Below are 23,072 nucleotides of genomic sequence, written 5' to 3'. Positions count from 1 at the left end.
ATCTGGCGAGGCAAGATTTGCCCGCTTCCGGAGTTCTGCAATGAACGCTCTATTTACAGCCGCTGTGGCTGGTCTTTCCGCAGGTGGTGCCTATGCCATCCTGGGGGTCTGCGCGATTTTCACCTATCGTCTGGTGGCCGTGGTGAACTTCACCGGCGCCGCGATTGGTGCCATGGGCACCTTCATCATGGTCGCACTGCACGAGGCTGGCGTGCCGTTGCTACCGGCGGTGTTGTTGGGCATCGCCGCTGGTGCCTTCGCCGGCGTTCTGATCGGCCTTGTGATGACCACCTGGTTTGCAAACGCCAATGCCTCCACCAAGGCGGCGGTGACGGCCGCTCTTCTGGTCGGCATCATCGCCATCGGACTGCGGCTGACCGGTGGCCAGCATCCGCATAACTTCCCCGAGCTGATTTCCGGGTCGGCCTTCCGTCTCGCCGGCGTCGAGGTGACTTGGGCTGCTGTCACGACCTTGGTTCTCGCCATCGTTTTCACCGTGCTGACGGAACAATTTCTGGCTCGCACCCGTATCGGGTTACAATTGCGGGCGCTGTCGCAGCGGCCGATGGCGGCCGAGTTGATCGGCATTCGGGTAAGGCTTTTGGCGCTCGGCGTTTGGGCAGTGACTGGTGCTGTGACCTCCTTCGCCCTGATGATCATTGCGCCGCTGCGCTCTCCCGATTTTGCTTCGTTGAGCCTGCTTGTTGTGCCGGCTCTGGCCGCGGCCCTGATCGGCGCCTTCGCCAGCTTTCGCGCGGCCCTTTTGGGTGGCGTGACGATCGGCGTATTGGAAGGCGCCGTCAGCGCTGTCGATTTCATCAGCCAGTATCGCAGCACCGTTCCGTTCATCGTCATTCTTGCTGTCCTCCTGTGGTCGCAAAGAGGAGCCCGCTGGGATGAAGCACGCTAGTTTCCGCGCAGCCGCCGTTACCGCCCTGTCACTGGCCGCAATCGGCGTACTCATCCTTTTGCTGCTGCCCAAATACTGGGTGTTCCTGCTCACGGCCGTTTTCATCACGGGCATCGCCCTGCAGAGCCTCGGCCTCGTCGCCGGGCGCACCGGCATGATCTCGCTTTGCCAGATGTCCTTTGCAGGGGTCGGCGCCTGGGTGACCGGATATCTGAACGTCATCGAGGCGCCCGGCGGCCTTGTCGTCTGGATGATTGTCGGTGGTCTCGCAGCCGTGCCCGTCGGCATTGCCATAGGCCTGCCGGCGTTGCGCCTGCGCGGTATCAATCTCGCAATCGTTACCCTCGGCTTTGCCGCAGCCTTCGATACCGTGCTCGCGACGATCACTTTTCCAGGCCAGACGACGTTTACGCAGGTCGTGCGCCCGGCGCTCTTTGAGAGCGACTACGGCTTCTTCATCTTCGTGCTTCTGACTTACGGCGTGATCGCAGTGGCGCTCGAATTCGTCAGCCGGTCGCGGCTCGGCGCCTCCTGGCTCGCGGTCCGACACTCGGAGCGGGCGGCGGCGGCACATGGCATCTCCATTCCTCGCGCAAAGCTAAGCGCCTTTGCGATCAGCGCCTTCATTTCCGGCGTGTCGGGCGGTTTGCTCGCCGGCTATCTCGGGACACTGGTCTCGGAAAACTTCTCGATGATGCAATCCCTGGCGCTCTTCGCGGTCGCGACGATGGTCGGCGCACATTTCACCCTCGGGGCTGTCATCGGCGGCATGTTGATCACGTTGTTTCCCGAACTGCTGCGCAGGCTCAACCTGCCGCAGGATGTCGGCAACGTCTTCTTCGCAATCGGCGCCGTACATGCCCTTTCCTCGGGCGAAACCATCAGCGAGACTTGGGCACGGCTTGCGCGCAAACTGCTTCCCAAGCGCCTTGCAGCCTCCACGCATAGGCGATCGAGCCATCTTCCGGCTGCCGGTGTGCACGAACCAGGGCTAGCGCTTGAGGTCAGCGATCTCACGGTCCGCTATGGCGCCGTCGTCGCGCTGGACAAGGTCAATCTGCAGGTGCCGGCAGGCACGGTCGTTGGCCTTGTCGGCCCGAACGGCGCTGGAAAGTCGACCATGGTCGATGCTATCGCCGGATTTCTCGCTGGCTATGATGGCTCGGTGAAGCTGAATGGCAAACCTCTGGAAGGCCTTTCCGCCACGAGCCGCGCCCGGCTGGGCATCCGCCGTACGTGGCAGACCACGCGCATCGCGCCGGAACTCAGCGTTGGCAACTATGTGCGACTTGCGGCAGGCGCCATCAGCGACGACGAGCTTTCCGCCATCCTGCAATGGTTCGATTGTCCGCCGGCCGAGACGCCCATCGCTTCGGTCGATGCGGGTACACGGCGGCTGCTCGATGTTGCCGGCGTGGTCGCATCGCGGTCGCCCGTCATCCTTCTCGACGAGCCGGCCGCCGGCCAATCCTACGCCGATGCTGTCAGGCTCGGCGAACGGATTGCCGCCATTCCCGAGGCGTTCGGCAGTGCCGTCCTTCTGATCGAGCATGACATGGATCTGGTGCGGCGGGCCTGCTCGGCGATCACGGTGTTCGATTTCGGACGCGTGATCGCCAATGGCGCGCCGCAAAGCGTGCTCGCCATGCCGATCGTCCAGAAAGCCTATATGGGCATCGAACTTGAGGAGGCCGCCGAATGACCGCGCTTTCCATCAAAGGTCTCGTCGTCAACCGATCCGGCATCCCTGTCGTTCGCGGCGTTGATCTTGCCGTTTCGAGCGGAGAGATCAGCGTTCTCCTTGGCTCCAATGGGGCCGGTAAGACCACGCTGCTCGAAAGCCTCTCTGGCATCATTCCGGCAGCGTCCGGTTCGGCCACGATGGATGGTGCGGAGCTTCTGAAATTGCGCGCGGGCCTGCGTGCCCGTGCCGGCATCAGCCACGTCGAGCAGGGGCGAACCGTATTTCCGGAAATGACCACCGAAGAAAATCTCAAGGTCGCGCTCGATCCCGGCGCCGATCTGCAGGAGGCTTACGACTTGTTTCCGGAGCTGCGTCAACGTCGCGATATCAAGGCCGGCATGCTGTCCGGCGGCGAGCAACAGATGCTTGTCATCGCCCGATCGTTGCTGACACGGCCGAAGGTGATCATGATCGATGAAATGTCGTCCGGCCTGGCGCCGGTCATCGTCAGCCGCCTGATGCGGGCAGTCCGGCAACTGGCTGATGCCGGCATGGCGGTTATTCTGGTCGAGCAGTTCGCGGCCCTTGCCCTTGCGATCGGCGACCGCGCCTATGTGCTGCGCAGAGGTGGCATCGTCTATGACGGCGATTGCGCCACGCTCGCTAATGATCCGGCGCAGCTTCATCGTCTCTATCTAGGAGATGCTGCTGCCTGACGAGATAGTGGCACCCTGCAAGACGTGATGGGGATGCCGTGCTTCACTGCATCCCCATCACGTTCTTCGGTGGTCTTGCACTCAGCCGCCGAAACTCCCTGCCTGCGTCGGCACGTGCACATAGTTGCGGTCGAAATAGAGCAGCGCATGCCCATCCTTGCGGCTGCGGATATCGATCACCTCGCCGATGAAGATATGGTGCGTGCCAACCAGCCGCGCTTCCGTCAGGCGGCAATCGAAGGAGACGATCGCATCCGACAAGGCCTGGCTGCCGGAGCGGAAATCGATCCAATTCGCGGCGGCGTAACGCTCTTCCATCTCGGCACGCTGGCCGGCGAAATAGCCGGCCAGTTCCTTGTGCTCTTGCGTCAGGACATTGACGCAGAAACGGCGGTTCTCGAAGAAGAGGCCGGTTTGCGCCGAACGGCTGTTCATGCAGACGAGCAGCGTCGGCGGCTCGTCGGTGACACTGCACATGGCGGTGGCGGTGAAGCCGCCACGGCCGGCAGGGCCATTTGTCGTGATCACGTTGACCGGCGCGCAGACACGCGCCATCGCGTTGCGGAATTCGCTTTTCGAGAGTTGCTCCTCCATGGCAAAGCCCTCATTCGGCGGCGTTGCGGATGGGGGAGGTTTGCCCAAGCGGCGGAAGCCAGGTATCTCCGGTCCAGCCGTTTTCGTCGTAATCGCTCATGCAGCGATCGACCAGCGCCTCCATCTCCTTCAACCGACCGCCGCGCTCGGCGCCTTTCAGTACCTGCAGCCGAACTTCTTCCGGTGCGCCGGCATAATTGAGCTCGTAGAGGGCATGGCGCCCGCCGAATTCGGTGCCCGTCGCATCCCACAGCAGCTTCATGATCTTGATGCGCTCGATATGACCCATATTGTCGGAACCGCGCACATATTGGGCGAGGTAGCGGTCGATCTCCGGGTTGCCGAAATCCTTGGCCGAGGAGGGCAGGTAGATAAGGCCGGAGGCGACGACCTTGCGCACCGTTTCGATGACGCGCGGATAGGCCTCCGACATGAAGGTGCGGTAGGAAAGGGCCGCCTCCATGTTCGGCAGTACCGCGCCGTTGGCCCAGGGTTGAGGGTTGTAGGCCATGGCGTTTGAGAAGGACCAGAACATGTGGCGAAGCGCGATCACTTCGCCGAGTGCGGCCTGATTGCCGCGGAAGGCATCGCCACCCGTCGCGCGTAGCGCCTTCGCCAGCAGCCCGGCGATGAAATCGAGCTTGACGGCAAAGCGCGTGCAGCCCTGGAAGCAATAGCCGTGCATGAAGCCGGAGGCCGGATGGAACGAGAGGATCTTGGCCGCGTCGCGCAACACCAGCACGTCCTCCCAGGGCACGAAGACATTGTCGAGCACCAGGATCGCGTCATTCTCGTCAAAACGCGACGACAGCGGATAGTCGAAGGGATGGCCGACGGTATTGGCTGTTTGCTCATAGGAGACGCGGCAGAACATCTTGATCCCGGGGGCATTCATCGGAACGATGAACATGACCGACAGCGACGGGTCTTCCGTCACCGTCGCTGAACTCTGGGCGAGGAAGTTGTAGTGGGTGAGGGCCGAGGATGTCGCCACCACCTTGGCGCCCGAGACATAGATGCCGGCATCGGTCTCCTTGGTGATATGGACGAAAACATCCTTGACGGCATCGGCCGGCTTGTGGCGATCGATCGGCGGATTGACGATCGCGTGGTTCATGAAGAGCACCGATTCCTGAGCACGCTTGTGCCAGGAAAGCGCATTGTCCTTGAACGGCCCATACCAGTCGGCATTGGCGCCGAGCGTGTTCATGAGAGCTGCTTTGTAGTCGGCCGTGCGGCCCATCCAGCCGTAGGACATGCGTGCCCAATCGGCGATGGCACCCTGTTGCGCCACAAGCTCGGCGGAGGATTTCGCCACGCGGAAATATTTGTGAGTGTAGCCGCCCGATCCGGTGTCGGTCGGCGATGTCAGACGTTCCTTGGACTTTTCATCATGCAGCGCATCATACATGCGCGCGATCGAGCGGGCGGAATTGCGCATGGATGGATGGGTGGTCACATCGGCGATACGTTCGCCATTGATGTAGACTTCGCGGCCATCGCGCAGGCTTTCCAGATATTCGGCGCCGGTAAATGGGCGGTTCTTGTCGCCGCGGTGATCTTCAGCTCGCATCTCGTATTCCTCCCTTGAGATCTTGACCGATCCTACGTTTCCGCCGTGGCATCGGCCATGGACAAAGGAGGCAATTCGCTGGTACTTTTTCCGGCATGTCGCAGAAAAACGAAATCCCGAATTTCTTTGTCTATGGCGAGCCGAGCCGCGCGCTCGACGTCGGATTCCTGCATGTCGAAACGGTCATGGACCGAAAAACGCTGCATTTCGGGCATGTGGCTTCCCATAAGCATCCGTCGATGGGGCAGATCACATACTGGTACAAGGGTGGTGGTCATTATCGGATCGAGGATCGGATTTGGAATTTTTCCGCTCCGACCATCAGCTTTGTTCCGAGCAATATCATCCACGGATTCGAGGTTGACGATCAATCGGATGCCATTGTCGTATCCGTATCGGACGATACACTGAAGGCGCTTGCACCCCAGGTGGACGTCAGCCTGGACATGCCGACTTTTCTGACAGGCCGGCCGGAGGATCCGTCCTGGCATAAGCTTGGTGTGCTGCTGGAGATGATCAGCGTCGAATACAGGGAGCGCGGCGGGCAAAGCGAAAAAGTCATGCTGGGATTGATCGGGGTCGTGCTGTCTCTGATGAGCAGGCTCGGCGGCAGCGCCGCGCTGCCATCGGCCTCACCCATGGTCACCCTTGCCTTATCGCTGCGCAGCGCCGTCGATCGGCATTACAAGAGCGATTGGCCGGTTGGCCGCTATGTCGAGCTGCTTGCGACGACGCCGCATCTGCTTGACAAGGCATGTCGCGAGGTTTTCGGGCTCACCGTCAAGGAGATGCTGCTCGAGCGGCGGCTGCTGGAGGCCAAGCGACTATTGATGTTCACCATCCGCTCTGTCGAAGATATCGGCCGCGAGGTGGGGTTCGAGGATCCGGCCTATTTTTCGCGCTTTTTCCGCAAGCGGATGGGAGAGGCGCCGGCAGCATGGCGGCGGCGGAATTTGGAGCGTGGTCCTGCCGGCCGGGATGACGAGGCGTAAACGGCGGCTTTCGGCTAATCAGCTTCTCCGGTAGCGGGTGCGGAACTCGCGCGGCGTGCAGTTTTCCCGCTCGTGAAACAGCCGCGAGAAGTAGAATGCATCGTCGAACCCGATCCTGGAGGCGATGATCTCGATCTTGTCATCCGTCGTCGCCAGCAGTTCCTTGGCGTGGTCCATGCGCACCCGAAGCTGGAAGCCTTTCGGCGGCAGCCCGACTTCCGTCGCCACCTTCCGGCGCAGCGTTGCGGGCGATATGCCGTATTCGGCGGCGAAGGCCGTCATGTCCAGAGGTTCCGTTGCTCGCCTGCGCAGGGCCTCGATGATCTCGGCGATATCAGGCCCTTCATGTGGAGAAGGAGTTATTCCGCTCGGTTGGCGGGCTGACAGAATGACGATCTGGTGCAGCGCCGATGCAGCTGAGGCTCTGGCGAGATTGGTGTCCTCCAGGAGATCGGCGTGAAGGCCGCTGAACAGACGCTGCACGCGATCGAGATTGCGGAGGGGGATAAGCGGAGATTGTTCGCTGATCAGCCGCAGACGCAAGAAGTCGCGCACCAAAGAGCCCTCGAAAAGCGCCCAGCGCTCGCTCCAGCCACCTTCATCCGGCCCATATGAATGTTGGCGGTTTGGAACGAGCCAGAAGAGGGCCGGCCCCTTCACGCTCTGCCGGCCGACGGCCTCGGTTTCGAGGAACCCTTGGCCATGCTCCACCAGGACGGCAGCATAGCTCGGCAATTTTCGTGTCTTCACCGAATGCGTGACATGCTGCCTGCCGCTGCCGGTAACAGCCAGCCCTCCCATGGTTGCGAGAGGTGAGCGATAGATAGCATTCGTCGTTTTCATGGTGAGCGAAAAGTCCAGTATTATTTTCCTCCATGTAGGAAATCAGTTTCAGCAGCTAGATTCAACTGGTCTTCAATTCAGATTTCTGGTGAGTGAAATGTCGATTTCCATGCAGACGACGCGAGGCGATGAGGAAAGCTTCAGCCTTATTGCCAACGGTAAAATCCTGTCGACGGCACCAAATCGGCTCGGTGATCTCACTCCCACCGATCCCGGCATCGGCGTCGCGGCAATCCGCCACCTCTATGAAGAGAATGGCCATGTCTGGCTCAAGGGCTTCTTACCGCGACGCGAGGTCATCGAATTCCGTGGCTGGGTGTTCGGTCATCTGGCCAACACCGGATTGATTGCACCGGGAACAGATCCGCGGGATGGGATCGCCTCAGCGATCGCGCCGGAGAACAGAGCGGTGGATCGCTATCTGATGTCTCTGGTACGTTCGGTGGCCTACGAGGGCTTCTGTACACAACCCCGCATGGCCCGCTTCATGGACGAATTCCTGGCTGGCATTTCCTATCTGCACAAGCGCAAGATCATGCGCCATGTCCGGCCCGGGACGACGACTGCGACGCCGGCGCATTATGATCTCGTCTATCTGCGTGGCGGCACAAGCAGGGTTGTGACATCGTGGATTCCCATCGGCGATATCCCCACAGAAATGGGCGGCCTGACCTATCTCGAGGGATCGCACGCAATCGGCGCGAGGATGGAGCGTGAGTTCAACGAGCAGAACGGAGATCTCAGCCCCGAAGAACGCGTAAGTGCCTATAATCGCAACATGACCGAGGGCGGATGGGTATCGAAGGACCTGCCTGAGATGGCGGAGCGTTTCGACACCCGCTGGCTGATCGCCGACTATGAAGCCGGCGACATCATGCTCCATTCGCCCTTCATGATTCATGCCTCGACCACAAACCAGGACAAGGGCCACCGCCTGCGCCTCTCCACCGATATCCGCTATCAGAACGTCAATGACGAGATCGACGCCCGCTGGAACAACCATTGGAGCCTGGACGACATGCTGTGACTTGAGCCCGCAATTGTCGGCTCAAGCGTAGCCGTTCAAGATACGCTCTATGTCTTCGACCCGGTCGCGCCGGCGCTTGAGGCGCTTGCCGATGCGGCCGAACCAGCGCTTGCGCTTTGTTGCCTCTCGGCTCGCCTGGAGCTGCTCGATGAAGACCTGGCTGACGGCTCCATTCTCGACACGATCGAAGATCCAGCAGAAGGATGCGGGCAATTTAGCCACTCGGAACAGCGATTGGCCGCTCGCCGCATCTTCGGCTATGATCTGCTCAAGAACGAGCTGATCCCACATCTCTGGATTGGCAAGGCATCCCTGCCGCCAGCGTTCCAGCAGCTGCGCCGCCGCGGGCGTGTCGTTGATGAGGATGGTCGCGCTGATCAGGCGTTGATTGCCTTCGTAGTAGGCGGCGATATCGCAATCGAGCTTGTGGAGTTCCGGCCAGGGATTGCGATGGAAGACAGCATCGACGTCGACATAGAGCAGCGGTCCGCGCAGCCTCGCTCTTTCCTGCAACAGAAAACCTGGTTTCAGCCCGGCATTCAGCACCCAGCTGCCAGCACTCGGCAATGCCGTTGCCTGTACCTTGAGACCGATGCGTTCGGCTGAGCGCGACATGCGCTCCTTTTCCTGTTCGTAAAAACTGCCTTCGGTGAAAAATGCAACGATCGGGCCATCGGTGGCAGTCGTCTTCGATTTGCGCTCTGCCAGATCTTGCTCGTTAGGAAAGGGGACGATCAATGCACGCTGCTGGGCTGTCCAGGGGCGGATTTTATTCAGGATATTCAAGAAGGCACCTTTGGGGGTTAGATAGATACGTTCAAATGCCCGCTCGTCTGCCTTCGCAATTCGAGTTCGATGCACTTGTTTCCAAATCCCAACATTTGTGGAGAACTTGCCGGCACCGCCCCTGATGCGCCGCAGGTTCCAAGGACTTTAAGCAGGGTGAGCAGTTTTGTTAGGTCAATTGTAGAAAGGTCACCTCGTTGACGCCGGTCCCGGATTGGCAAATCGCCTGATCTTCGCTAATCGAATGCGCATGTCCGATAATGTTGTCAAATTTGAGCGCCGTCCCAAACCGAAGCCACCGAGACAAACGCCTCCATGGCTGAAGCGTTTGCTGGCGATCATTATCATTGTCGCATTTTTCATAGCGGCATTCACTTACTTCACCCTGAACGGTGGGGCAACCGGGACAACATTCTAATCGATCGTCTTCTTAGCTGTTCCCGCTGGTGTTTCGTTGGGATCGAAACTCCGCCATATGCTTCACTGCTCACATCGTTGAGGCTTTACGAGGCAGCTTTTTCCCGAAATGGCCGAAACTTGGGATGAGTTTGTTCGATATGCCATAAAATCTATAGAGTATATCCGGGTGAGCTGCGGGACCTGATCTTGCTGCTCGGCTGAAGAGCCTTCAAACCGGGAGATGTCAATGAGCGATGTAAACAGAGAGCCTTTGAAGTTCGCCTACTGGGTGCCAAACGTCTCCGGCGGGCTTGTCATCTCGAACATCGAGCAGCGCACGAGCTGGACAATCGACTACAATCGCAAGCTTGCGCAGATCGCCGAAGCGAACGGCTTCGATTATGCGCTGAGCCAGATCCGCTTCACAGCCGGTTACGGCGCCGAATATCAGCATGAATCGGTTGCTTTCAGTCATTCGCTGCTGGAGGCGACGACACGGCTGAAGGTGATCGCGGCCATCCTGCCCGGTCCATGGGCGCCCGCGCTTGCAGCCAAGCAGATCGCCACCATCAACCATCTCACCAACGGCCGTGTTGCGGTCAACATCGTCAGCGGCTGGTTCCGTGGCGAGTTTCATGCCATCGGCGAGCCCTGGCTCGATCATGATGAGCGCTATCGCCGCTCCGAGGAATTCATCCGCGCGCTGCGCGGTATCTGGACCGAGGAAAGCTTTACCTTCCGCGGCGATTTCTATCGCTTCACCGACTATTCCTTGAAGCCGAAGCCGATCGACCCGCAGCCGGAGATCTTCCAGGGCGGTTCGTCGCGTGCGGCGCGCGACATGGCCTCGCGCGTGTCGGATTGGTATTTCACCAATGGCAATACGCCGGAGGAAATCGCCAAGCAGGTCGAGGATATCCAGGCCAAGGCGAGAGACAACGGTCATCATGTGCGCGTTGGCGTCAACGCCTTTGCCATTGTGCGAGATACCGAGGAAGAGGCTAAAGCCGTCCTCGCCGAGATTATCGAGAAGGCCAATCCCGAAGCGGTGAAGGCCTTCGGGCACGAGGTGAAGAATGCCGGCAAGTCCTCGCCCGAGGGTGAAGGCAATTGGGCAAAATCCAGCTTCGAGGATCTGGTGCAGTACAATGACGGCTTCCGCTCGAACCTGATCGGCACGCCACAGCAGGTGGCCGAACGTATCGTTCGCCTGAAGCAGGCGGGCGCGGATCTGATCCTGCTTGGATTCCTGCATTTTCAGGAAGAGGTGGAGTATTTTGGCAAGCAGGTCATTCCGCTGGTGCGTGCACTGGAGGAGGCGGAAGGCACCGTCGCCGTGGCGGCGGAATAGGTTTCTTCCGTGCTCCGAAGCAGCACTGCTGAATTTTCCGAGGGCTTCGCCTGATCATCTTTAGAGACTATTTGAGGTGGGGTCGCCTTCTGCGGGCGGCCCAACCCCATGCCCAAGGCGTTGATAAGATCTCTCTCAATTGCCAGTCACGTTGCTCATCCTATCTGTCTGATCCTGAAGTTTGCCGTTTCGGCGAACGCGGTTCGTTTTGAACTTGCTCTTGTGATCGCAAAAGGCAGACTGCAGTGACCAAATAGCCGGCCGCCATCAATGTTCCTTCTCATTTCGGGCAGCTCTGGGTGAAAGGGCATTTGGCGGCAGATGGCGAAGGTTGCAGGGCATACGGGGCAGAGGGCAGCATAATGGAAATAATCACCACGACCCTCGTCCTTCTTCTGGCGATCGTCGTTAGTGGCGCAGTTTCCCGTGCGATACCGATTGTCCTGCCGCTGCCGCTTATTCAGATTGCGCTTGGAGCAGTCATCGGGCTGTCGGCCAATCTCAGCGTGAGACTGGACCCCGAGATTTTCTTCCTGCTGTTTCTGCCGCCGCTACTTTTCCTGGACGGGTGGCGGATTCCGGCCGACGAGCTTCGGCAGGACATGAATATCGTCGTGGAGTTGGCCCTGGGGCTGGTGATTTTCACCGTCGTCGGCGCCGGCCTCCTCGTTCATTGGATGATCCCTGCGATGCCGCTTCCAGTTGCCTTCGCGCTGGCGGCCGTCATCTCCCCGACTGACCCCATTGCCGTTTCGGCAATTGCGCAAAGGGTGCCGATCCCGCCCCGGATGATGCACATACTCGAGGGCGAATCCCTTCTGAATGATGCGTCAGGTCTGGTCTGCCTCAGGTTTGCGATTGCCGCGGCGCTGACGGGCAGTTTCTCGCTCTACGACGCCACGCTGAGCTTTCTCTGGACTGCAATCGGCGGCCTGGCGATCGGTGTCAGCGTCACCTGGGCCATCACCTGGCTCAGCACGCGAGTTTCGTTGCGTTATGGTGAGGAGAGCGGCTCGCAGATTCTGGTCAGTATCCTCATACCCTTTGCGGCATATCTCCTTGCAGAACAGGTTCATTGCTCCGGCATTCTGGCTGCAGTTTCGGCGGGGACGACCATGAGCGTGGTTGAGAATTCCGGGCGCGCGATGGCGGCAACCCGCGTTCGCCAGCGCGCGGTATGGGACATGATCCAGTTCGCCGCAAACGGCACCATCTTCGTGCTTCTCGGCGAGCAACTTCCGTCGATCGCGGCAAGAGCCTCGGCAACGGTTCAGGTGACGGGGCATCACGAATTCTGGTGGCTCGCGGCCTATGTTGTCGGGCTCACATTCGGTCTTGTCGCGCTACGCTTCACCTGGGTCTGGCTGTCGCTTCATCTGACGCTCTTCCGCCAGAGGCGGCAGCGGCAGACATCCCCGAACTGGCGTATCCTGGCGGCCTTCTCGTTTGCGGGTGTTCGCGGCGCCATCACGCTTGCCGGTGTGTTGACCTTGCCTCTCGCGATGAGCGACGGTTCGCCCTTTCCGGCTCGTGATCTCGCCATTTGCCTTGCCATGGGCGTGATCATCATGTCGTTGATAACGGCAGCACTGTTCCTTCCGCCGTTGCTCAAGAATCTCGAGCTTCCGAAAGATACGAAGCATGAGGAGGACGAGGCGGCGGCCAGGGTCGATGCCGCCCGGGCGGCGATCACGGAAATAGCCCGCCTTCAGCATTCGTTGTCCAAGGGCCATGATGATGCGGACCTCTATGTGGACGTGGCGTCGAGAGTGATGGAGCTCTACCGCGAGCGCATCCGCAACCAATCCGGTGAGGGCGAAGAGCTGGAGCTTTCCAAGCGCATGACCCGCATCGAGATGGAATTGCGACTGGCGGCGGTACGGGCCGAGCGCAGCGAGATCTTTCGAAAGCTCCGGGCAAAGCAGCTCGGCAACGAAATCGCGACCAAGCTCGTGCGGGAGCTGGATATGTTGGAGGCACGGTACGCCGGCTGAAATTTCAAGATCTTGTATCCGGATTTCTCCCTTCTTAGCTGTAGCTTACCGAGGCTTCATGAGCTCGGTCACCGTCACGTCTAATCGGAGTGAGTGATCAAAATGGAAGACAGAACGAAATCTATCGAAACCCTGAGCGCGGAAGAGCGCGAGGAAATCCTGATCGATGTCGCCCGGACATTGGAAGGTGCTGCGCGCGAGGCATTGGTTGAAGGCGACCAGAAGTTCGCGGAATTTTCACGCAATATGGCGGAAGCGATCCGCATCAACGCCGATGAGCTTGCACATGAGGACCCTGAGAACGCTGATAAGGTGTTCCAGCAGGCGAGCGAAGTCATCTCGCACTTCAAGGTAACCCATCCGTACCGGTTGATCAGCACGGCTGTTCACTAATCGCCGCGAGGCGCTATTCGCGGTCATGACAAAGGCGTGGAATGGGGCAGGTGTCCCAGTCCACGCTTCTTCCACATCGCAAGAAATGCTGCCATGGTGGAAGCCGGATGCGGTTCATAGCGTCTGCGCTGCAGCAGGGAGGGGCAAGACCCGAACGGCCATTGTCAACACACGTTTCCATGCGGAAAGTTGCGCGATGACCGAGCCGGAATCTCGTCAAAGCGGGCCTCCGTCTCCGCCGAAAACCTCATTGATCCAGACAAAGCGCGCGGCGATACAGGCGCTGCGCGTGATGATTGCCTGCACGGTCACCTACAGCATCACTCAGTTCCTCAATCTTCAGCAGGGCTATTGGGCCGTGTTCACGGTGCTGATCGTCATGCAAACATCGGTCGGTGCCACGGCCGGCATGGCTGTCGACCGTCTGGTAGCGACGATCGCCGGCGCAGTGCTTGGCGGCGCAGCGGTATTGCTGACGCCGCACGAGCCGCTAGCCATCGGGATCGCCCTTATTTTCGTCGTCGGGATCGCCAGTTTCGCCTCGATGCGCGCACCGCGCCTGCGTAATGCCGGCTTGACCGCGGCGATCGTCATGCTGACCCACTCCCAGGCGGTTCCGGTCGAGGTCTTCATGATCGACCGCATTGCCGAGATCACGCTGGGCGGCGTTGTCGGCGTCCTTGCCAGCCTGTTCATCCTGCCGACCCGGTCTCGCACCGTCGTGCTCGATCGCTTCGCATCGGCACTCGACGTGACGGCACAGATACTGCGAACTTTGGCGGCTGCCGTGGAAAAGGGCGAGGCGGTGTCGGCGACGGAGGCGAATATCGGGCTGCGACAGTCCCTGATGGCGGCCGAGGGGCTACTGGCCGATGCGCAGCGCGAACGCGCGCTTTGGCTCGCAAGGCAGGGCATATCCGACGCCATCCCGCGCTCGCTGTGGCGTATCCGCAATGACATGACCTATGTCAGTCATCTGGTGGAAACGCCATTTCCGGCCGAGGTGGTGAAGGCCATCGGGCCGCAGGCCGCGCAGGTTTTGCGCTCTCAGGCAGGCTTTGCCGAGGCTTGCGGCAAGGCTATGCGCAGCGGCGGCGAGATCGATTCAGAGCTCCTGACCGAAGCCGATAGTAGCCTTGCCGCCGCCTTCGAAGCGTTTCAACATTCCGAGGCCGCTCAGTCGATCAGCTTTAGCGATACAGGCCGCCTGTTTGGCCTTGACTTCACATTGGGCCGCATGCGCCAGAATTTTCTCGATCTTGCCGATCGTATCCGCGAAGGGCAGGGCAACTGACGACGATCGGCCGGCCTGGAAAAGCCGGCCGATCACAGGAAATTACCAGCTCCAGAGCGTTCCATCCGAAAGCCGGGCAACATCGAGATAGGCGCGTCTATAGGGGTATTTCTCTGCCGCCTTCTCGTCGATATCGACGCCATGTCCCGGCTTTTCGCCGCTATAGAGATAACCATCCTTCAAGTGCCATTCGTGCGGAAAGACATTCTTGGCTTCGTCGGGATGGAAGGCATATTCTTGGGTGCCGAAATTCGGCACCCAGCGATCGAAATGCAGCGCCGCGCCCATGGTGATCGGCGACATGTCGGCCGCACCATGGCAGGCCGTGCGGATGTGGTAGAGGCCGGCGAGATCGGCGATGCGCCGCACATGGGTGATGCCGCCGGCATGCAGCGGCGTCGTGCGGATATAGTCGATCAGCTGCTCTTGGATCAGCTGGCGGCAATCATGGATTGAGTTGAAAACCTCGCCGAGCGCGAGCGGCGTGGTCGAATGCTGGCGGATGAGACGATAGGATTCCTGATTCTCGGCTGGAACCGCATCCTCGAGCCAGAAGAGCTTGTGACGCTCGACTTCCTTCGCAAGGCCTGCCGCTTCCTGCGGCGTCAGGCGATGATGGACATCATGCAGCAGATGCAGCTCGTAGCCGAAGCGGTCACGCAGATGGTCGAGAAGCTGCGGCAGAAAACGAAGATAGGCCGGCGTGTCCCAGAGCGTCTCACGCGGCTTGTCCTCGGCCTGCGCCAGGGAACCGACCTTTTCGACGCCGTAAGTGATCGGCAGGCCGGGGACGGCGCTTTGCACGCGGATCGCCTTCCAGCCTTCCTCCTTGAAGGCGGCAACCTTGTCGGCCGTTTCTTCGATCGTTTCGCCATTCGCGTGGGTATAGGTCAGCATGTGGGTGCGGCTGGCGCCACCGAGGAGCTGGTAAAGCGGCATATTCGCCGCCTTGGCCTTAATGTCCCAGAGCGCCACGTCGACAGCGGCGATCGCTGCCATGGTGATGGGACCACGGCGCCAATAGGCGCCCTTGTAGAAATACTGCCAGATGTCCTCGATCTGCGAGGCGTCGCGACCGATCAGGCAGGGGACGAGGTGATCCTGAAGATAGGAGGCGACGGCCAGTTCACGACCGTTCACCGTGGCGTCGCCGATTCCGTAAATGCCCTCGTCCGTCTCGATCTTGAGCGTGACGAAGTTACGGCCGGGCGAGCAGACGATGACCTTCGCATTAGTGATTTTCATGGGAAACCTTTCTTGGTCTTTAGGCGAAATCAGGCCTTCGGATCGGGGATCTGCTCGATGCGGCCGAGGACGAAGACGTAGGAGACGATGCCGATTGCCAGCATGACGCCAGCCAGAAGGAAGGCGCGGCTGAAGGATTGCGTGGCGCCGACGATGAAGCCGGTGATGATCGGCGCGGCGATGCCGGTCACGCTGTTGAGGAAGTTCATGATACCGCCGATGGTGGCGGCACCGCCCTTGGGCGCGATCAGCGACGGGATGGACCAGCCGGCCGGCGCGGCGGCGGCGAGCCCGCTCAGCGAAATCGTGATCCAGAAGATCGCCCAATAGGGATCGGCCGTCAGCCCTGCGCCGACAACCGCAAGGCCCATCAGCATGCCGAACACGATGATCGTCTTGCGAACCTGCGATTCGTCATGACCCTTGCGGATGAGATGGTCGATGAGCCAGCCGCCGATCAGCAGATCCGAGGCTGTGGCGAAGATCCAGGGTATCGTCGTGAAAGTTGCCGACTTCAGGATGTCCATGTGCATCTCCTTCACCAGATAATCCGGCAGCCAGAAGATGAAGAGGGCGAAGGCATAGCCATAGGCGGCAAAGCCGATCGAAAGGCCCCAGACCTTGCGATTGCGCAGGAGATAGCCAAGCATGCCGACGGCATTGGCAGCAGCTTCGCCTTCCTGGGCGGCTCCGCCGGCCTTGAGATAGGTCCGCTCCTCGCTCGACAGGTTCTTGTCGGCGCTGGGATCGCGATAGAACAGCCAGAACATCGCAAAGAAGACGAAGCTGATGATGGCTGTGGCGACGAAGCCACCGCGCCAGCCGAAATGCAGCATCAGGAACGCAACCAGCGGGATGGCGATGACGTTGGAAAACTTCGCGGCGGCATCAAAGAGAGCCGTTGCGAGACCCCGTTCATGGCGCGGAAACCAATAGCCCGTCGCCTTGGAATTGGCCGGAAAGCCTGGGGTCTCCGCCACGCCGAGAAGCATGCGGGATAGAAAGAGCGTCGACATGCCCGTCGAAAAGGCCGTGATCACCGAGGCGATGCCCCAGGAGAAAGTGCTCCATCGCATGACGCGCTGAACACCGAAGCGGTCGAGCAGCATGCCCACGGGGATTTGCAGAAAGCCGTAGGTCCAGCCGAAGGCGCTGAACAGGATGCCCATCTCCGCCGGCCCGATGTGAAACTCATCCTGGATGAGCGGCGAGGCGACGGTGAGATTCACCCGATCAAAGTAATTGACGAGAACGCCGATCGCGAGCAGCCCGGCAATCCACCAGCGGCGATTGGTGGACGGGCGCTGCAGAGCTTCGGCAGTGGTTGTGTGTTCGATTGCCATAATTCCTCCCCTTATGAAATATCACGCTAGTAATCTGAAATTTCACATGAGGCAATAAATTTGATATATGCAGCCGAAAGTCAATGCCGATCCCTGTGGATCGGATATGAGAAGCGACGGCCAGGCCGGGCGAGAGAAGATCGACAGCGCGATGACGAAGAAAGAAAAGCAACCCCGGAGCCTGTCGGAAGAAGCCTATGATCGCCTCGAAAGCATGATCGTTTCGACGGAGCTGCTGCCGGGCGCGCGCTACACAATCCAGCAGTTGCAACAGCAATCCGGCCTCGGCCGTACGCCCGTTCACGATGCGGTCAAGCGCCTTTCCAGCAACCAGCTCATTCACGTCAGCCCGCGCTCGGGTCTGCGTGTAGCGCCGGTCAATCTGGCGCAGGAGAGGACATTGCTGCCCCTGCGCACGGAGATGGAAGTGATCGGCTGCGGGCTGGCGAGCGAGCGGGCGACGCCGCAGGATCATATGATCCTCAGGACCTTCATCGCGGATATGGAGGCTTCAAAGGCCGATCTCAGCCTTGAGCGGTTCAACTTCACCGATCGGCTACTCAACAAGGCAATCCTGACGGCATCCGGGGAGCCGCTTCTCGCCAACACGCTCATCCCGCTTCAAACGCTCTATCGCCGCACCGGCTGGATATTCCATACCTATCTCGGCCCCAGTGCGTCGATGGAAACGATGATCGAGAGCCATATTTCGCTGCTCCGTCTCATCGTGTCGGGAGACCGCGCCCGCACGGAGAAGTTCGTGCGCGAGATGATGGTCGATCTCGGCGAGATGCTGCTGCAGGTGCGCCAGTCGATCGACCCAGCAACGCTCGACGTCAGTCTGGCCGACATGGCGGTGCGAACGGGAATTGCCGGCCCGATCGCCTGATCGAACCGGCATTTCGGAAATCTCTGTGCGATGCCGGTTGAGCGGCACCGTATGGGCTTCCATGATTTGAGGCAAATGTCCCGGCTCAGGCGGGCTGCAGGATCTTGCCCGTGGCAGTATCGGCGATGCGCCGCCCGTTGGCATCGAACAGGCAGACGCGCTCTGCTTGCGGCTGCAGCCAGACGATTTCATCGGGCTCCATGCTGATCCGCTCGTGGAAAACGATGACGATTGTCTGCTCGCCGACTTTCGCTGTCACTTGCGTTTCCGAACCCAGCGGCTCGACCACCACGACGCGGGCCGGAATGCCTGTATTGGCAGGCGAGATGGCGAAATATTCCGGGCGAATGCCATAGATCGCATCCGTGCCTGCCATCTCGGCGGCGCCAGCGGGCAGGGGCAGCATGATGCCGTCATTCGTTCTGAAGACGGCCCGGCCGGCGGCATTATCGAAGCGTCCTTTCAACAGATTCATCGCCGGAGAGCCGATGAACTCGGCGACGAATGTACTGTGAGGGTTGTCGTATAGCTCCAGTGGCCTGCCGACCTGCTCGATGCGGCCGCCATTCATCACGACGATGCGGTCTGCCATGGTCATCGCCTCGACCTGGTCGTGAGTGACATAGACCGTGGTCGTGGCAAGACGACGATGCAGGCTCTTGATTTCGGCGCGCATGGCCACCCGAAGCTTGGCGTCGAGGTTGGACAAGGGTTCGTCGAACAGAAACACCTGCGGATTGCGCACGATCGAGCGGCCCATGGCCACACGCTGCCGCTGCCCGCCTGAAAGTTGGCGCGGATAGCGCCCGAGCAGCTCGGTGAGGCCGAGGATCTGCGCCGCCTGCTCCACACGCTTCTGCTTCTCCGCTTTCGGTGCACCGGCGAGCGTCAACGAGAAGGCCATGTTCTCGGCAACCGTCATATGCGGATAGAGCGCATAATTCTGGAAGACCATGGAGATATCGCGCTGTTTGGGCGGCAAGTCATTGACCACGCGCCCGCCGATACTGATCGTGCCGCCACTGATGTCTTCGAGTCCCGCGATCATCCGCAGCAAGGTTGACTTTCCGCAGCCGGAAGGGCCGACGAGAACGACGAACTCTCCATCTGCAATATCGGCGGAGACACCGTGGAGGACATCCACGGCGCCATAGGCCTTGCGCGCCTTGTCAATGGTGACGGTTGCCATCATACCGCTCCGATCCGGATCTCGTTCGACGAAAGCGCCCCTTCGTGGACAAGCAAGCCGACGCCGCCATCGCGGAACGCATCGGGGGAGGTGTCTTCGGCCGTCAGTGAGACGCCGTCGGCCTCAAAGGTGATGCGTGTGCCCTCCGCCTTGACCTTCATTGCGATGTGCTTCTCGAATTCCGTCTTGAAGGCGGTTTCGGCCAGCACCTTCGTATCCTCGTCGCGCACCCGCACGATCTGCATCTTGCCGTCGCGCGTGACGCGAGCGCCGTAATAGCGGCGCAGGCCCTGTGTGCGCACGGCGAGGCCGCCGTAATTGCCGAGGTGGATCATCACGTTGCCGGAGGCCTGATAATCGGTCCATTGGCGCGTGCCGTGGATGATGATGCCTTCGCCGCGGTTCTGCGCGATGCGGAATGCGGCCGGGAAGCGCTTCGAGAAGAAGCTTGCGCCGTTGACCCAGGCCATGCGCCAGAAATCGCCATCGCCGGCCGGGCGCTTGAGCGTGAGGTTCGGTGTCCCATCCCAGCGGATATAATCGACGATCAGCCGTCCGTCGGCGCGCCTGTCGGTGCTTGTTACGACAATGCCGAGCTCGGCGATCGGCTGACCGCCGGTGTCGGGAAGGGTCCATTGGAGCAGAGCTTCAGCGCCAGCCTGAACGACAACCGGCTCTGCGTCGATATCGCGAAGCTGGTCGCGTTCGTCATAGACCCGGATGCGCAGGCGCGCTTCGATCGTGCCGCGATTGCGCTCGTCGGCTTTCACGCGCGCCTTCAGTTTCTGGCCGGAATAGAGGAGCGGCGTCGCCATCAGATCGTAGGTCCGCATGTCGAGCATTTCACGCGGGGAGAAAGTCGGTGTCGTCACGACGGCGCTTTGTGAGGGGCCGAGTGCTTCATAGTCGATAGTCAGCGCGCGGCTGCCTTCGAACTCGGTATTGCCGATGCGGACGGAGTTTGTGGCATCGAGATCCGCCTGCGGACGGAAGCCCTGCTGGCTGCCGGGAAGCGAGAAATGGAATTGCGCACCATTCTTGGGTGCCTCAAGGGAGGGGCGACCCGCCAGCTGCATGCCGAGATTGGCAAGAAAATAGGCCTGGCGAACGGCGTCGTTGATGGAGTTGCCGCCGTCGGCCGACGAGATGAGCATGCGGTCGGCGATCGGGCCGCGGAAATCGGGACCTTCCGAGAGGCCGTCGAGCCCGTTCATGATACCAAGCAGGCAGCCGACATTGCCGGCATTGCAGTCGGTATCCCAGCCTGACGTGTTGACGATCATCTGCGCCTTCTGGAAGTCATCAGGTGCATAGAGCACCGACATGATCATCAGCGCATGATTGGGCACGACATGGCAGTTGCCGGGATATTTGTCGTAGCCGTATTTGTCCTGGATCTTCTGGCGTGTATCGCGCCAATCCGGATGAGCCTTGTGCCAGGCGCGGATGTCGGCGATCAGCCGGGCAATCAGGCTGTCGCTCGGGATCTGCTTCAGGCCGGTATCGATGAGGTGGTCGATGTCGGAGGCGACGAAGGCTTCGGCTTCCATCGCGGCCCAGAGCATGGCGGCGTAGACGGATTCGCCGTCATGGCTGACCTTGCCCGCCTGGTCGGCAAGCCTGGCCGCCAGTTCCGGCTGACCGGGGGCCACCATGGCCCAGCCATCGATGAAGATCTGCGCGCCGATCTGCTCCGCAACGGCCTGACCATTCGTGGCGATCGAGCCGGAATGCGGCGCGGGCACGCCCTTCTTGAGATTGAGCCAGGCGGTGTGCTCGGTGGAATTGCCGTTGCCGCCCCACCAGAGGATGGCGCGTTCCTCGACGATGTAATTGAGCCAGGCCTTGCCGATCTCCTCGGCCGAGAGGTCAGGCTTGACGCCATAATCCTCAAGCGCGCGAACAAAAGTGAAAGTGCCGGCCACGTCGTCATCGGTCACAACGAGCGGCTGGTTCAACCGTTCATGCACGTAATATTCGATAGGGCCGAGCTCCTCCATGATCTTCTGATAGGTCCATCCCTCGAAAGGGCGGCCCAGATAGACACCGATGAGCTTGCCCAGGACGCCTGCATAGACGCGTTCGAGATAGTCGTTCGGAAGCTGCATTGCTCACTCCATATGTACTTGAAAATGATTCAACCTTTGACCGAGCCGCCGGCCATGCCCTCGATGAAGCGCTTCTGCATGAAGACAAAAAGCACCACGACCGGCACGACGATGATGAGGGCGGCAGCCATGATCTCGCCCCAGTCGGAGCTGTATTGGCCGGACAGGAGAAAGAAGGCGATGACGGCCGTCGTGTTCTCCTGCTTCTGCAGGAAGGTGGTGGCGATCAGGAATTCGTTCCAGGAATTCAACCCGATGATCAGCGCCACGGTCAGAATGCCCGGCGAGACGATGGGGAGCATCACGCGCCAGAAGACCTGCCAATGCGTGGCGCCATCGACAATCGCCGCCTCCTCAAGCTCCTTCGGCACCGCAATGAAATAGGTCCTGAGCAGCATCACTGCGAAGGGGCTGTAAAGGGCGGTATAGATCAGCGCCACGCCGAAGATGTTGTTGATCAGGCCGAGTTTTGCGAAGCCGAAATAGAGCGGGAAGATGTAGAGCTGGATCGGCGCCGTTGTCGTTGCCAGAAGGTAGAAGGTGAAGATCTTCCAGCTTTTGATCTTGCGGCGTGCGATCACATAGGCGGTCAGCGACGAGGTCGAGCAGACGAGCGCGATGGTCGTGCCCGAGACGATCAGCGAATTGATGAAGGTCCTCGAGAATTTCGCGTGGTTCCAGGCATTGGCGAAGTTCTGCCAGCGGATCTGCTGCGGCAGGCCGAGCGGGTTCTGGACGATCTGCGCCGCCGGCTTCAGCGAATTGAGCACCAGAAGGGCGATAGGGAAGAGCGCGATAAAGGCAAAGATGCCCAGAAGGATGTAGCAGACCCAGAGGGTCAGGCGGCTTTCGACAAGTCTCATTGCTCGCCCTCCTTGGTTTGGATGCGAACATAGAAGAACGTGCCGACCAGTCCGAACAGGCTGATGACCAACGCTGCGGCTGCCGCCTGTCCGACGTTCAGATCGTAGAAGGCCTTGCGGTAGGCGAGCGTTGAAAGCAGCTCACTCGAAAAGGCCGGACCGCCCTGAGTGAGGATATAGACGAAATCGAAGGCCAGCAGCGACCAGATGACGGTCATGATCATCAGCAGCATGATGGTCGGCTTGATGCCGGGAAGCAGCACGTAGCGCATCATCTGGAAATAGGTGGCGCCTTCGATGCGGGCCGCCTCGATCTGCTCTTGCGGCACCTGGCGAAGCGCCGCGTAGAAGATCACGCACAGAAAACCCCACCAATGCCAGAGGTCGACAGTCGCGACACCGAAGAGGGCGAGCGGCGGCTGGGTCAGCGGATTGGGGATCGGCAGGCCATATTTCTTGAGAAGCCCGAAGACGCCGGTGACCGGGCTATAGATCATACCCTGCCAGATGCGGGCGGTAATGGCCGTGGCAATAACGACGGGCAGGAAATAGACGACCTGAAAGAAGTTGCTGCCGCGACGTACGATCAGCAGCATCGAAGCTGCCAGCAGTCCCATGAAGATCGGCACGGTCAGGAAGACCAGCATCCAGATGATGTTGTTGCCAAGCGCCGACCAGAAGACGCGATCGGCGGCCAGGGCGCGAAAATTGTCGAGACCAGCAAAGGTGGGGGCCGAAATGCCGTCCCAATTGCAGAATGCGAGCGCCACCGTCAGCAAGGCTGGAACGAGCACGATGGCGACGTTGATGATCATCGTCGGGACGAGATAAAGTCGATGCATGATATCCTCCGGGGAAGGGCGGCGCGCCTTGCGCCGC

The 23,072-nt window shown here is 60.3% G+C and carries 20 protein-coding genes; 10 read left to right on the top strand and 10 right to left on the bottom strand.

Annotation, left to right across the window (positions count from 1 at the left end; genetic code table 11):
• The first annotated feature begins 40 nt into the window (after nucleotides 1-40).
• From ACQZ6F_RS02825 to ACQZ6F_RS02815, 3 genes are read left to right on the top strand one after another with little or no spacing between them, the layout of a single operon-like run.
• Entirely contained in the window at nucleotides 41-910 is an 870-nt protein-coding gene (locus ACQZ6F_RS02825; protein WP_449092557.1) for a branched-chain amino acid ABC transporter permease, read from the top strand.
• Nucleotides 897-2,612 (top strand): branched-chain amino acid ABC transporter ATP-binding protein/permease, encoded by a 1,716-nt coding sequence (locus ACQZ6F_RS02820; RefSeq protein ID WP_449092556.1) that lies wholly within the window; start codon nucleotides 897-899, stop codon nucleotides 2,610-2,612. Before ACQZ6F_RS02825 ends, ACQZ6F_RS02820 begins: the two co-directional genes overlap by 14 nt.
• Nucleotides 2,609-3,310 carry an ABC transporter ATP-binding protein gene (locus tag ACQZ6F_RS02815; RefSeq protein ID WP_077467962.1) on the top strand — a complete coding sequence of 234 codons (702 nt, stop codon included), beginning with the start codon at nucleotides 2,609-2,611 and terminating at the stop codon, nucleotides 3,308-3,310. Before ACQZ6F_RS02820 ends, ACQZ6F_RS02815 begins: the two co-directional genes overlap by 4 nt.
• A gap of 81 nt (nucleotides 3,311-3,391) precedes the next feature.
• Here ACQZ6F_RS02815 and ACQZ6F_RS02810 read toward each other — a convergent pair whose 3' ends face one another.
• Together ACQZ6F_RS02810 and ACQZ6F_RS02805 are read right to left on the bottom strand one after the other, a co-directional pair.
• Nucleotides 3,392-3,904, bottom strand: a complete 513-nt coding sequence (locus ACQZ6F_RS02810; protein ID WP_068393308.1) for a flavin reductase — start codon at nucleotides 3,902-3,904, stop codon at nucleotides 3,392-3,394.
• Nucleotides 3,905-3,914: 10 nt separating this feature from the next.
• On the bottom strand, nucleotides 3,915-5,477 hold the full coding sequence (locus ACQZ6F_RS02805; protein WP_449092555.1) for a 4-hydroxyphenylacetate 3-hydroxylase N-terminal domain-containing protein: 1,563 nt from the start codon (nucleotides 5,475-5,477) through the stop codon (nucleotides 3,915-3,917).
• Nucleotides 5,478-5,572: 95 nt separating this feature from the next.
• Here ACQZ6F_RS02805 and ACQZ6F_RS02800 point away from each other — a divergent pair, with 95 nt between their 5' ends.
• A complete protein-coding gene (locus ACQZ6F_RS02800) occupies nucleotides 5,573-6,469 on the top strand; it encodes a helix-turn-helix domain-containing protein (protein WP_449092554.1) in 897 nt (298 codons plus the stop codon).
• A gap of 18 nt (nucleotides 6,470-6,487) precedes the next feature.
• Here ACQZ6F_RS02800 and ACQZ6F_RS02795 read toward each other — a convergent pair whose 3' ends face one another.
• Nucleotides 6,488-7,312, bottom strand: coding sequence for an AraC family transcriptional regulator (locus ACQZ6F_RS02795; RefSeq protein WP_449092553.1), 825 nt, complete (start codon nucleotides 7,310-7,312; stop codon nucleotides 6,488-6,490).
• Nucleotides 7,313-7,409: 97 nt separating this feature from the next.
• Between ACQZ6F_RS02795 and ACQZ6F_RS02790 the strand changes: the two genes are divergently transcribed.
• Complete coding sequence (locus tag ACQZ6F_RS02790) at nucleotides 7,410-8,339, top strand: phytanoyl-CoA dioxygenase family protein (RefSeq protein ID WP_449092552.1); 930 nt, start codon at nucleotides 7,410-7,412, stop codon at nucleotides 8,337-8,339.
• A gap of 21 nt (nucleotides 8,340-8,360) precedes the next feature.
• Here ACQZ6F_RS02790 and ACQZ6F_RS02785 read toward each other — a convergent pair whose 3' ends face one another.
• Nucleotides 8,361-9,125: a putative nucleotide-diphospho-sugar transferase gene (locus ACQZ6F_RS02785; RefSeq protein ID WP_449092551.1), complete on the bottom strand. Its 765-nt coding sequence runs from the start codon at nucleotides 9,123-9,125 to the stop codon at nucleotides 8,361-8,363.
• Between the two features lie 646 nt (nucleotides 9,126-9,771).
• Here ACQZ6F_RS02785 and sfnG point away from each other — a divergent pair.
• From sfnG to ACQZ6F_RS02765, 4 genes are all read left to right on the top strand, one after another.
• On the top strand, nucleotides 9,772-10,875 hold the full coding sequence (sfnG, locus tag ACQZ6F_RS02780; RefSeq protein ID WP_449092550.1) for a dimethylsulfone monooxygenase SfnG: 1,104 nt from the start codon (nucleotides 9,772-9,774) through the stop codon (nucleotides 10,873-10,875).
• 362 nt (nucleotides 10,876-11,237) lie between these two features.
• Nucleotides 11,238-12,869, top strand: coding sequence for a Na+/H+ antiporter (locus ACQZ6F_RS02775; RefSeq protein ID WP_449092549.1), 1,632 nt, complete (start codon nucleotides 11,238-11,240; stop codon nucleotides 12,867-12,869).
• 102 nt (nucleotides 12,870-12,971) lie between these two features.
• Nucleotides 12,972-13,262: a hypothetical protein gene (locus tag ACQZ6F_RS02770; RefSeq protein ID WP_068393287.1), complete on the top strand. Its 291-nt coding sequence runs from the start codon at nucleotides 12,972-12,974 to the stop codon at nucleotides 13,260-13,262.
• Nucleotides 13,263-13,512: 250 nt separating this feature from the next.
• The gene (locus ACQZ6F_RS02765; RefSeq protein ID WP_449092548.1) at nucleotides 13,513-14,556 is read left to right on the top strand and encodes an FUSC family protein; all 1,044 of its coding nucleotides are present in this window, start codon (nucleotides 13,513-13,515) and stop codon (nucleotides 14,554-14,556) included.
• A 42-nt stretch (nucleotides 14,557-14,598) separates the two neighbouring features.
• Here ACQZ6F_RS02765 and manD read toward each other — a convergent pair whose 3' ends face one another.
• Both manD and ACQZ6F_RS02755 read right to left on the bottom strand, forming a co-directional pair.
• Nucleotides 14,599-15,801, bottom strand: coding sequence for a D-mannonate dehydratase ManD (gene manD / locus ACQZ6F_RS02760; RefSeq protein ID WP_449092547.1), 1,203 nt, complete (start codon nucleotides 15,799-15,801; stop codon nucleotides 14,599-14,601).
• Nucleotides 15,802-15,830: 29 nt separating this feature from the next.
• Complete coding sequence (locus ACQZ6F_RS02755) at nucleotides 15,831-17,144, bottom strand: MFS transporter (RefSeq protein WP_449092546.1); 1,314 nt, start codon at nucleotides 17,142-17,144, stop codon at nucleotides 15,831-15,833.
• Nucleotides 17,145-17,250: 106 nt separating this feature from the next.
• On the opposite strand from ACQZ6F_RS02755, the gene ACQZ6F_RS02750 reads away from it, so the two are divergent.
• On the top strand, nucleotides 17,251-18,033 hold the full coding sequence (locus tag ACQZ6F_RS02750) for a GntR family transcriptional regulator (protein ID WP_449092545.1): 783 nt from the start codon (nucleotides 17,251-17,253) through the stop codon (nucleotides 18,031-18,033).
• A gap of 85 nt (nucleotides 18,034-18,118) precedes the next feature.
• Here ACQZ6F_RS02750 and ACQZ6F_RS02745 read toward each other — a convergent pair whose 3' ends face one another.
• Genes ACQZ6F_RS02745 through ACQZ6F_RS02730 form a run of 4 tightly spaced genes read right to left on the bottom strand, consistent with a single transcriptional unit; the run spans nucleotide 18,119 to nucleotide 23,035 of the window.
• Complete coding sequence (locus tag ACQZ6F_RS02745; RefSeq protein WP_449092544.1) at nucleotides 18,119-19,222, bottom strand: ABC transporter ATP-binding protein; 1,104 nt, start codon at nucleotides 19,220-19,222, stop codon at nucleotides 18,119-18,121.
• Entirely contained in the window at nucleotides 19,222-21,330 is a 2,109-nt protein-coding gene (locus ACQZ6F_RS02740; protein WP_449092543.1) for an ADP-ribosylglycohydrolase family protein, read from the bottom strand. Before ACQZ6F_RS02740 ends, ACQZ6F_RS02745 begins: the two co-directional genes overlap by 1 nt.
• A 29-nt stretch (nucleotides 21,331-21,359) precedes the next feature.
• Complete coding sequence (locus ACQZ6F_RS02735; RefSeq protein ID WP_449092542.1) at nucleotides 21,360-22,193, bottom strand: carbohydrate ABC transporter permease; 834 nt, start codon at nucleotides 22,191-22,193, stop codon at nucleotides 21,360-21,362.
• Entirely contained in the window at nucleotides 22,190-23,035 is an 846-nt protein-coding gene (locus tag ACQZ6F_RS02730; protein ID WP_077467975.1) for a carbohydrate ABC transporter permease, read from the bottom strand. Before ACQZ6F_RS02730 ends, ACQZ6F_RS02735 begins: the two co-directional genes overlap by 4 nt.
• Nucleotides 23,036-23,072 lie beyond the last annotated feature (37 nt).

It is taken from the genome of Rhizobium sp. A22-96, from assembly GCF_053521805.1.
Note: the sequence above shows the minus strand (reverse complement) of the source record. Positions and strands in the feature narration are given on the sequence as shown.

Bases quoted from the DNA above. Each gene is read 5' to 3' on its own strand.
- ACQZ6F_RS02745 (WP_449092544.1), bottom strand. From the start codon at position 19,222: ATGGCAACCGTCACCATTGACAAGGCGCGCAAGGCCTATGGCGCCGTG.
- ACQZ6F_RS02750 (WP_449092545.1), top strand. From the start codon at position 17,251: ATGAGAAGCGACGGCCAGGCCGGGCGAGAGAAGATCGACAGCGCGATG.
- ACQZ6F_RS02730 (WP_077467975.1), bottom strand. From the start codon at position 23,035: ATGCATCGACTTTATCTCGTCCCGACGATGATCATCAACGTCGCCATC.
- sfnG (WP_449092550.1), top strand. From the start codon at position 9,772: ATGAGCGATGTAAACAGAGAGCCTTTGAAGTTCGCCTACTGGGTGCCA.
- ACQZ6F_RS02825 (WP_449092557.1), top strand. From the start codon at position 41: ATGAACGCTCTATTTACAGCCGCTGTGGCTGGTCTTTCCGCAGGTGGT.
- ACQZ6F_RS02795 (WP_449092553.1), bottom strand. From the start codon at position 7,312: ATGAAAACGACGAATGCTATCTATCGCTCACCTCTCGCAACCATGGGA.
- ACQZ6F_RS02735 (WP_449092542.1), bottom strand. From the start codon at position 22,193: ATGAGACTTGTCGAAAGCCGCCTGACCCTCTGGGTCTGCTACATCCTT.
- ACQZ6F_RS02740 (WP_449092543.1), bottom strand. From the start codon at position 21,330: ATGCAGCTTCCGAACGACTATCTCGAACGCGTCTATGCAGGCGTCCTG.
- ACQZ6F_RS02820 (WP_449092556.1), top strand. From the start codon at position 897: ATGAAGCACGCTAGTTTCCGCGCAGCCGCCGTTACCGCCCTGTCACTG.
- ACQZ6F_RS02790 (WP_449092552.1), top strand. From the start codon at position 7,410: ATGTCGATTTCCATGCAGACGACGCGAGGCGATGAGGAAAGCTTCAGC.
- manD (WP_449092547.1), bottom strand. From the start codon at position 15,801: ATGAAAATCACTAATGCGAAGGTCATCGTCTGCTCGCCCGGCCGTAAC.
- ACQZ6F_RS02755 (WP_449092546.1), bottom strand. From the start codon at position 17,144: ATGGCAATCGAACACACAACCACTGCCGAAGCTCTGCAGCGCCCGTCC.
- ACQZ6F_RS02810 (WP_068393308.1), bottom strand. From the start codon at position 3,904: ATGGAGGAGCAACTCTCGAAAAGCGAATTCCGCAACGCGATGGCGCGT.
- ACQZ6F_RS02770 (WP_068393287.1), top strand. From the start codon at position 12,972: ATGGAAGACAGAACGAAATCTATCGAAACCCTGAGCGCGGAAGAGCGC.
- ACQZ6F_RS02775 (WP_449092549.1), top strand. From the start codon at position 11,238: ATGGAAATAATCACCACGACCCTCGTCCTTCTTCTGGCGATCGTCGTT.
- ACQZ6F_RS02800 (WP_449092554.1), top strand. From the start codon at position 5,573: ATGTCGCAGAAAAACGAAATCCCGAATTTCTTTGTCTATGGCGAGCCG.
- ACQZ6F_RS02805 (WP_449092555.1), bottom strand. From the start codon at position 5,477: ATGCGAGCTGAAGATCACCGCGGCGACAAGAACCGCCCATTTACCGGC.
- ACQZ6F_RS02815 (WP_077467962.1), top strand. From the start codon at position 2,609: ATGACCGCGCTTTCCATCAAAGGTCTCGTCGTCAACCGATCCGGCATC.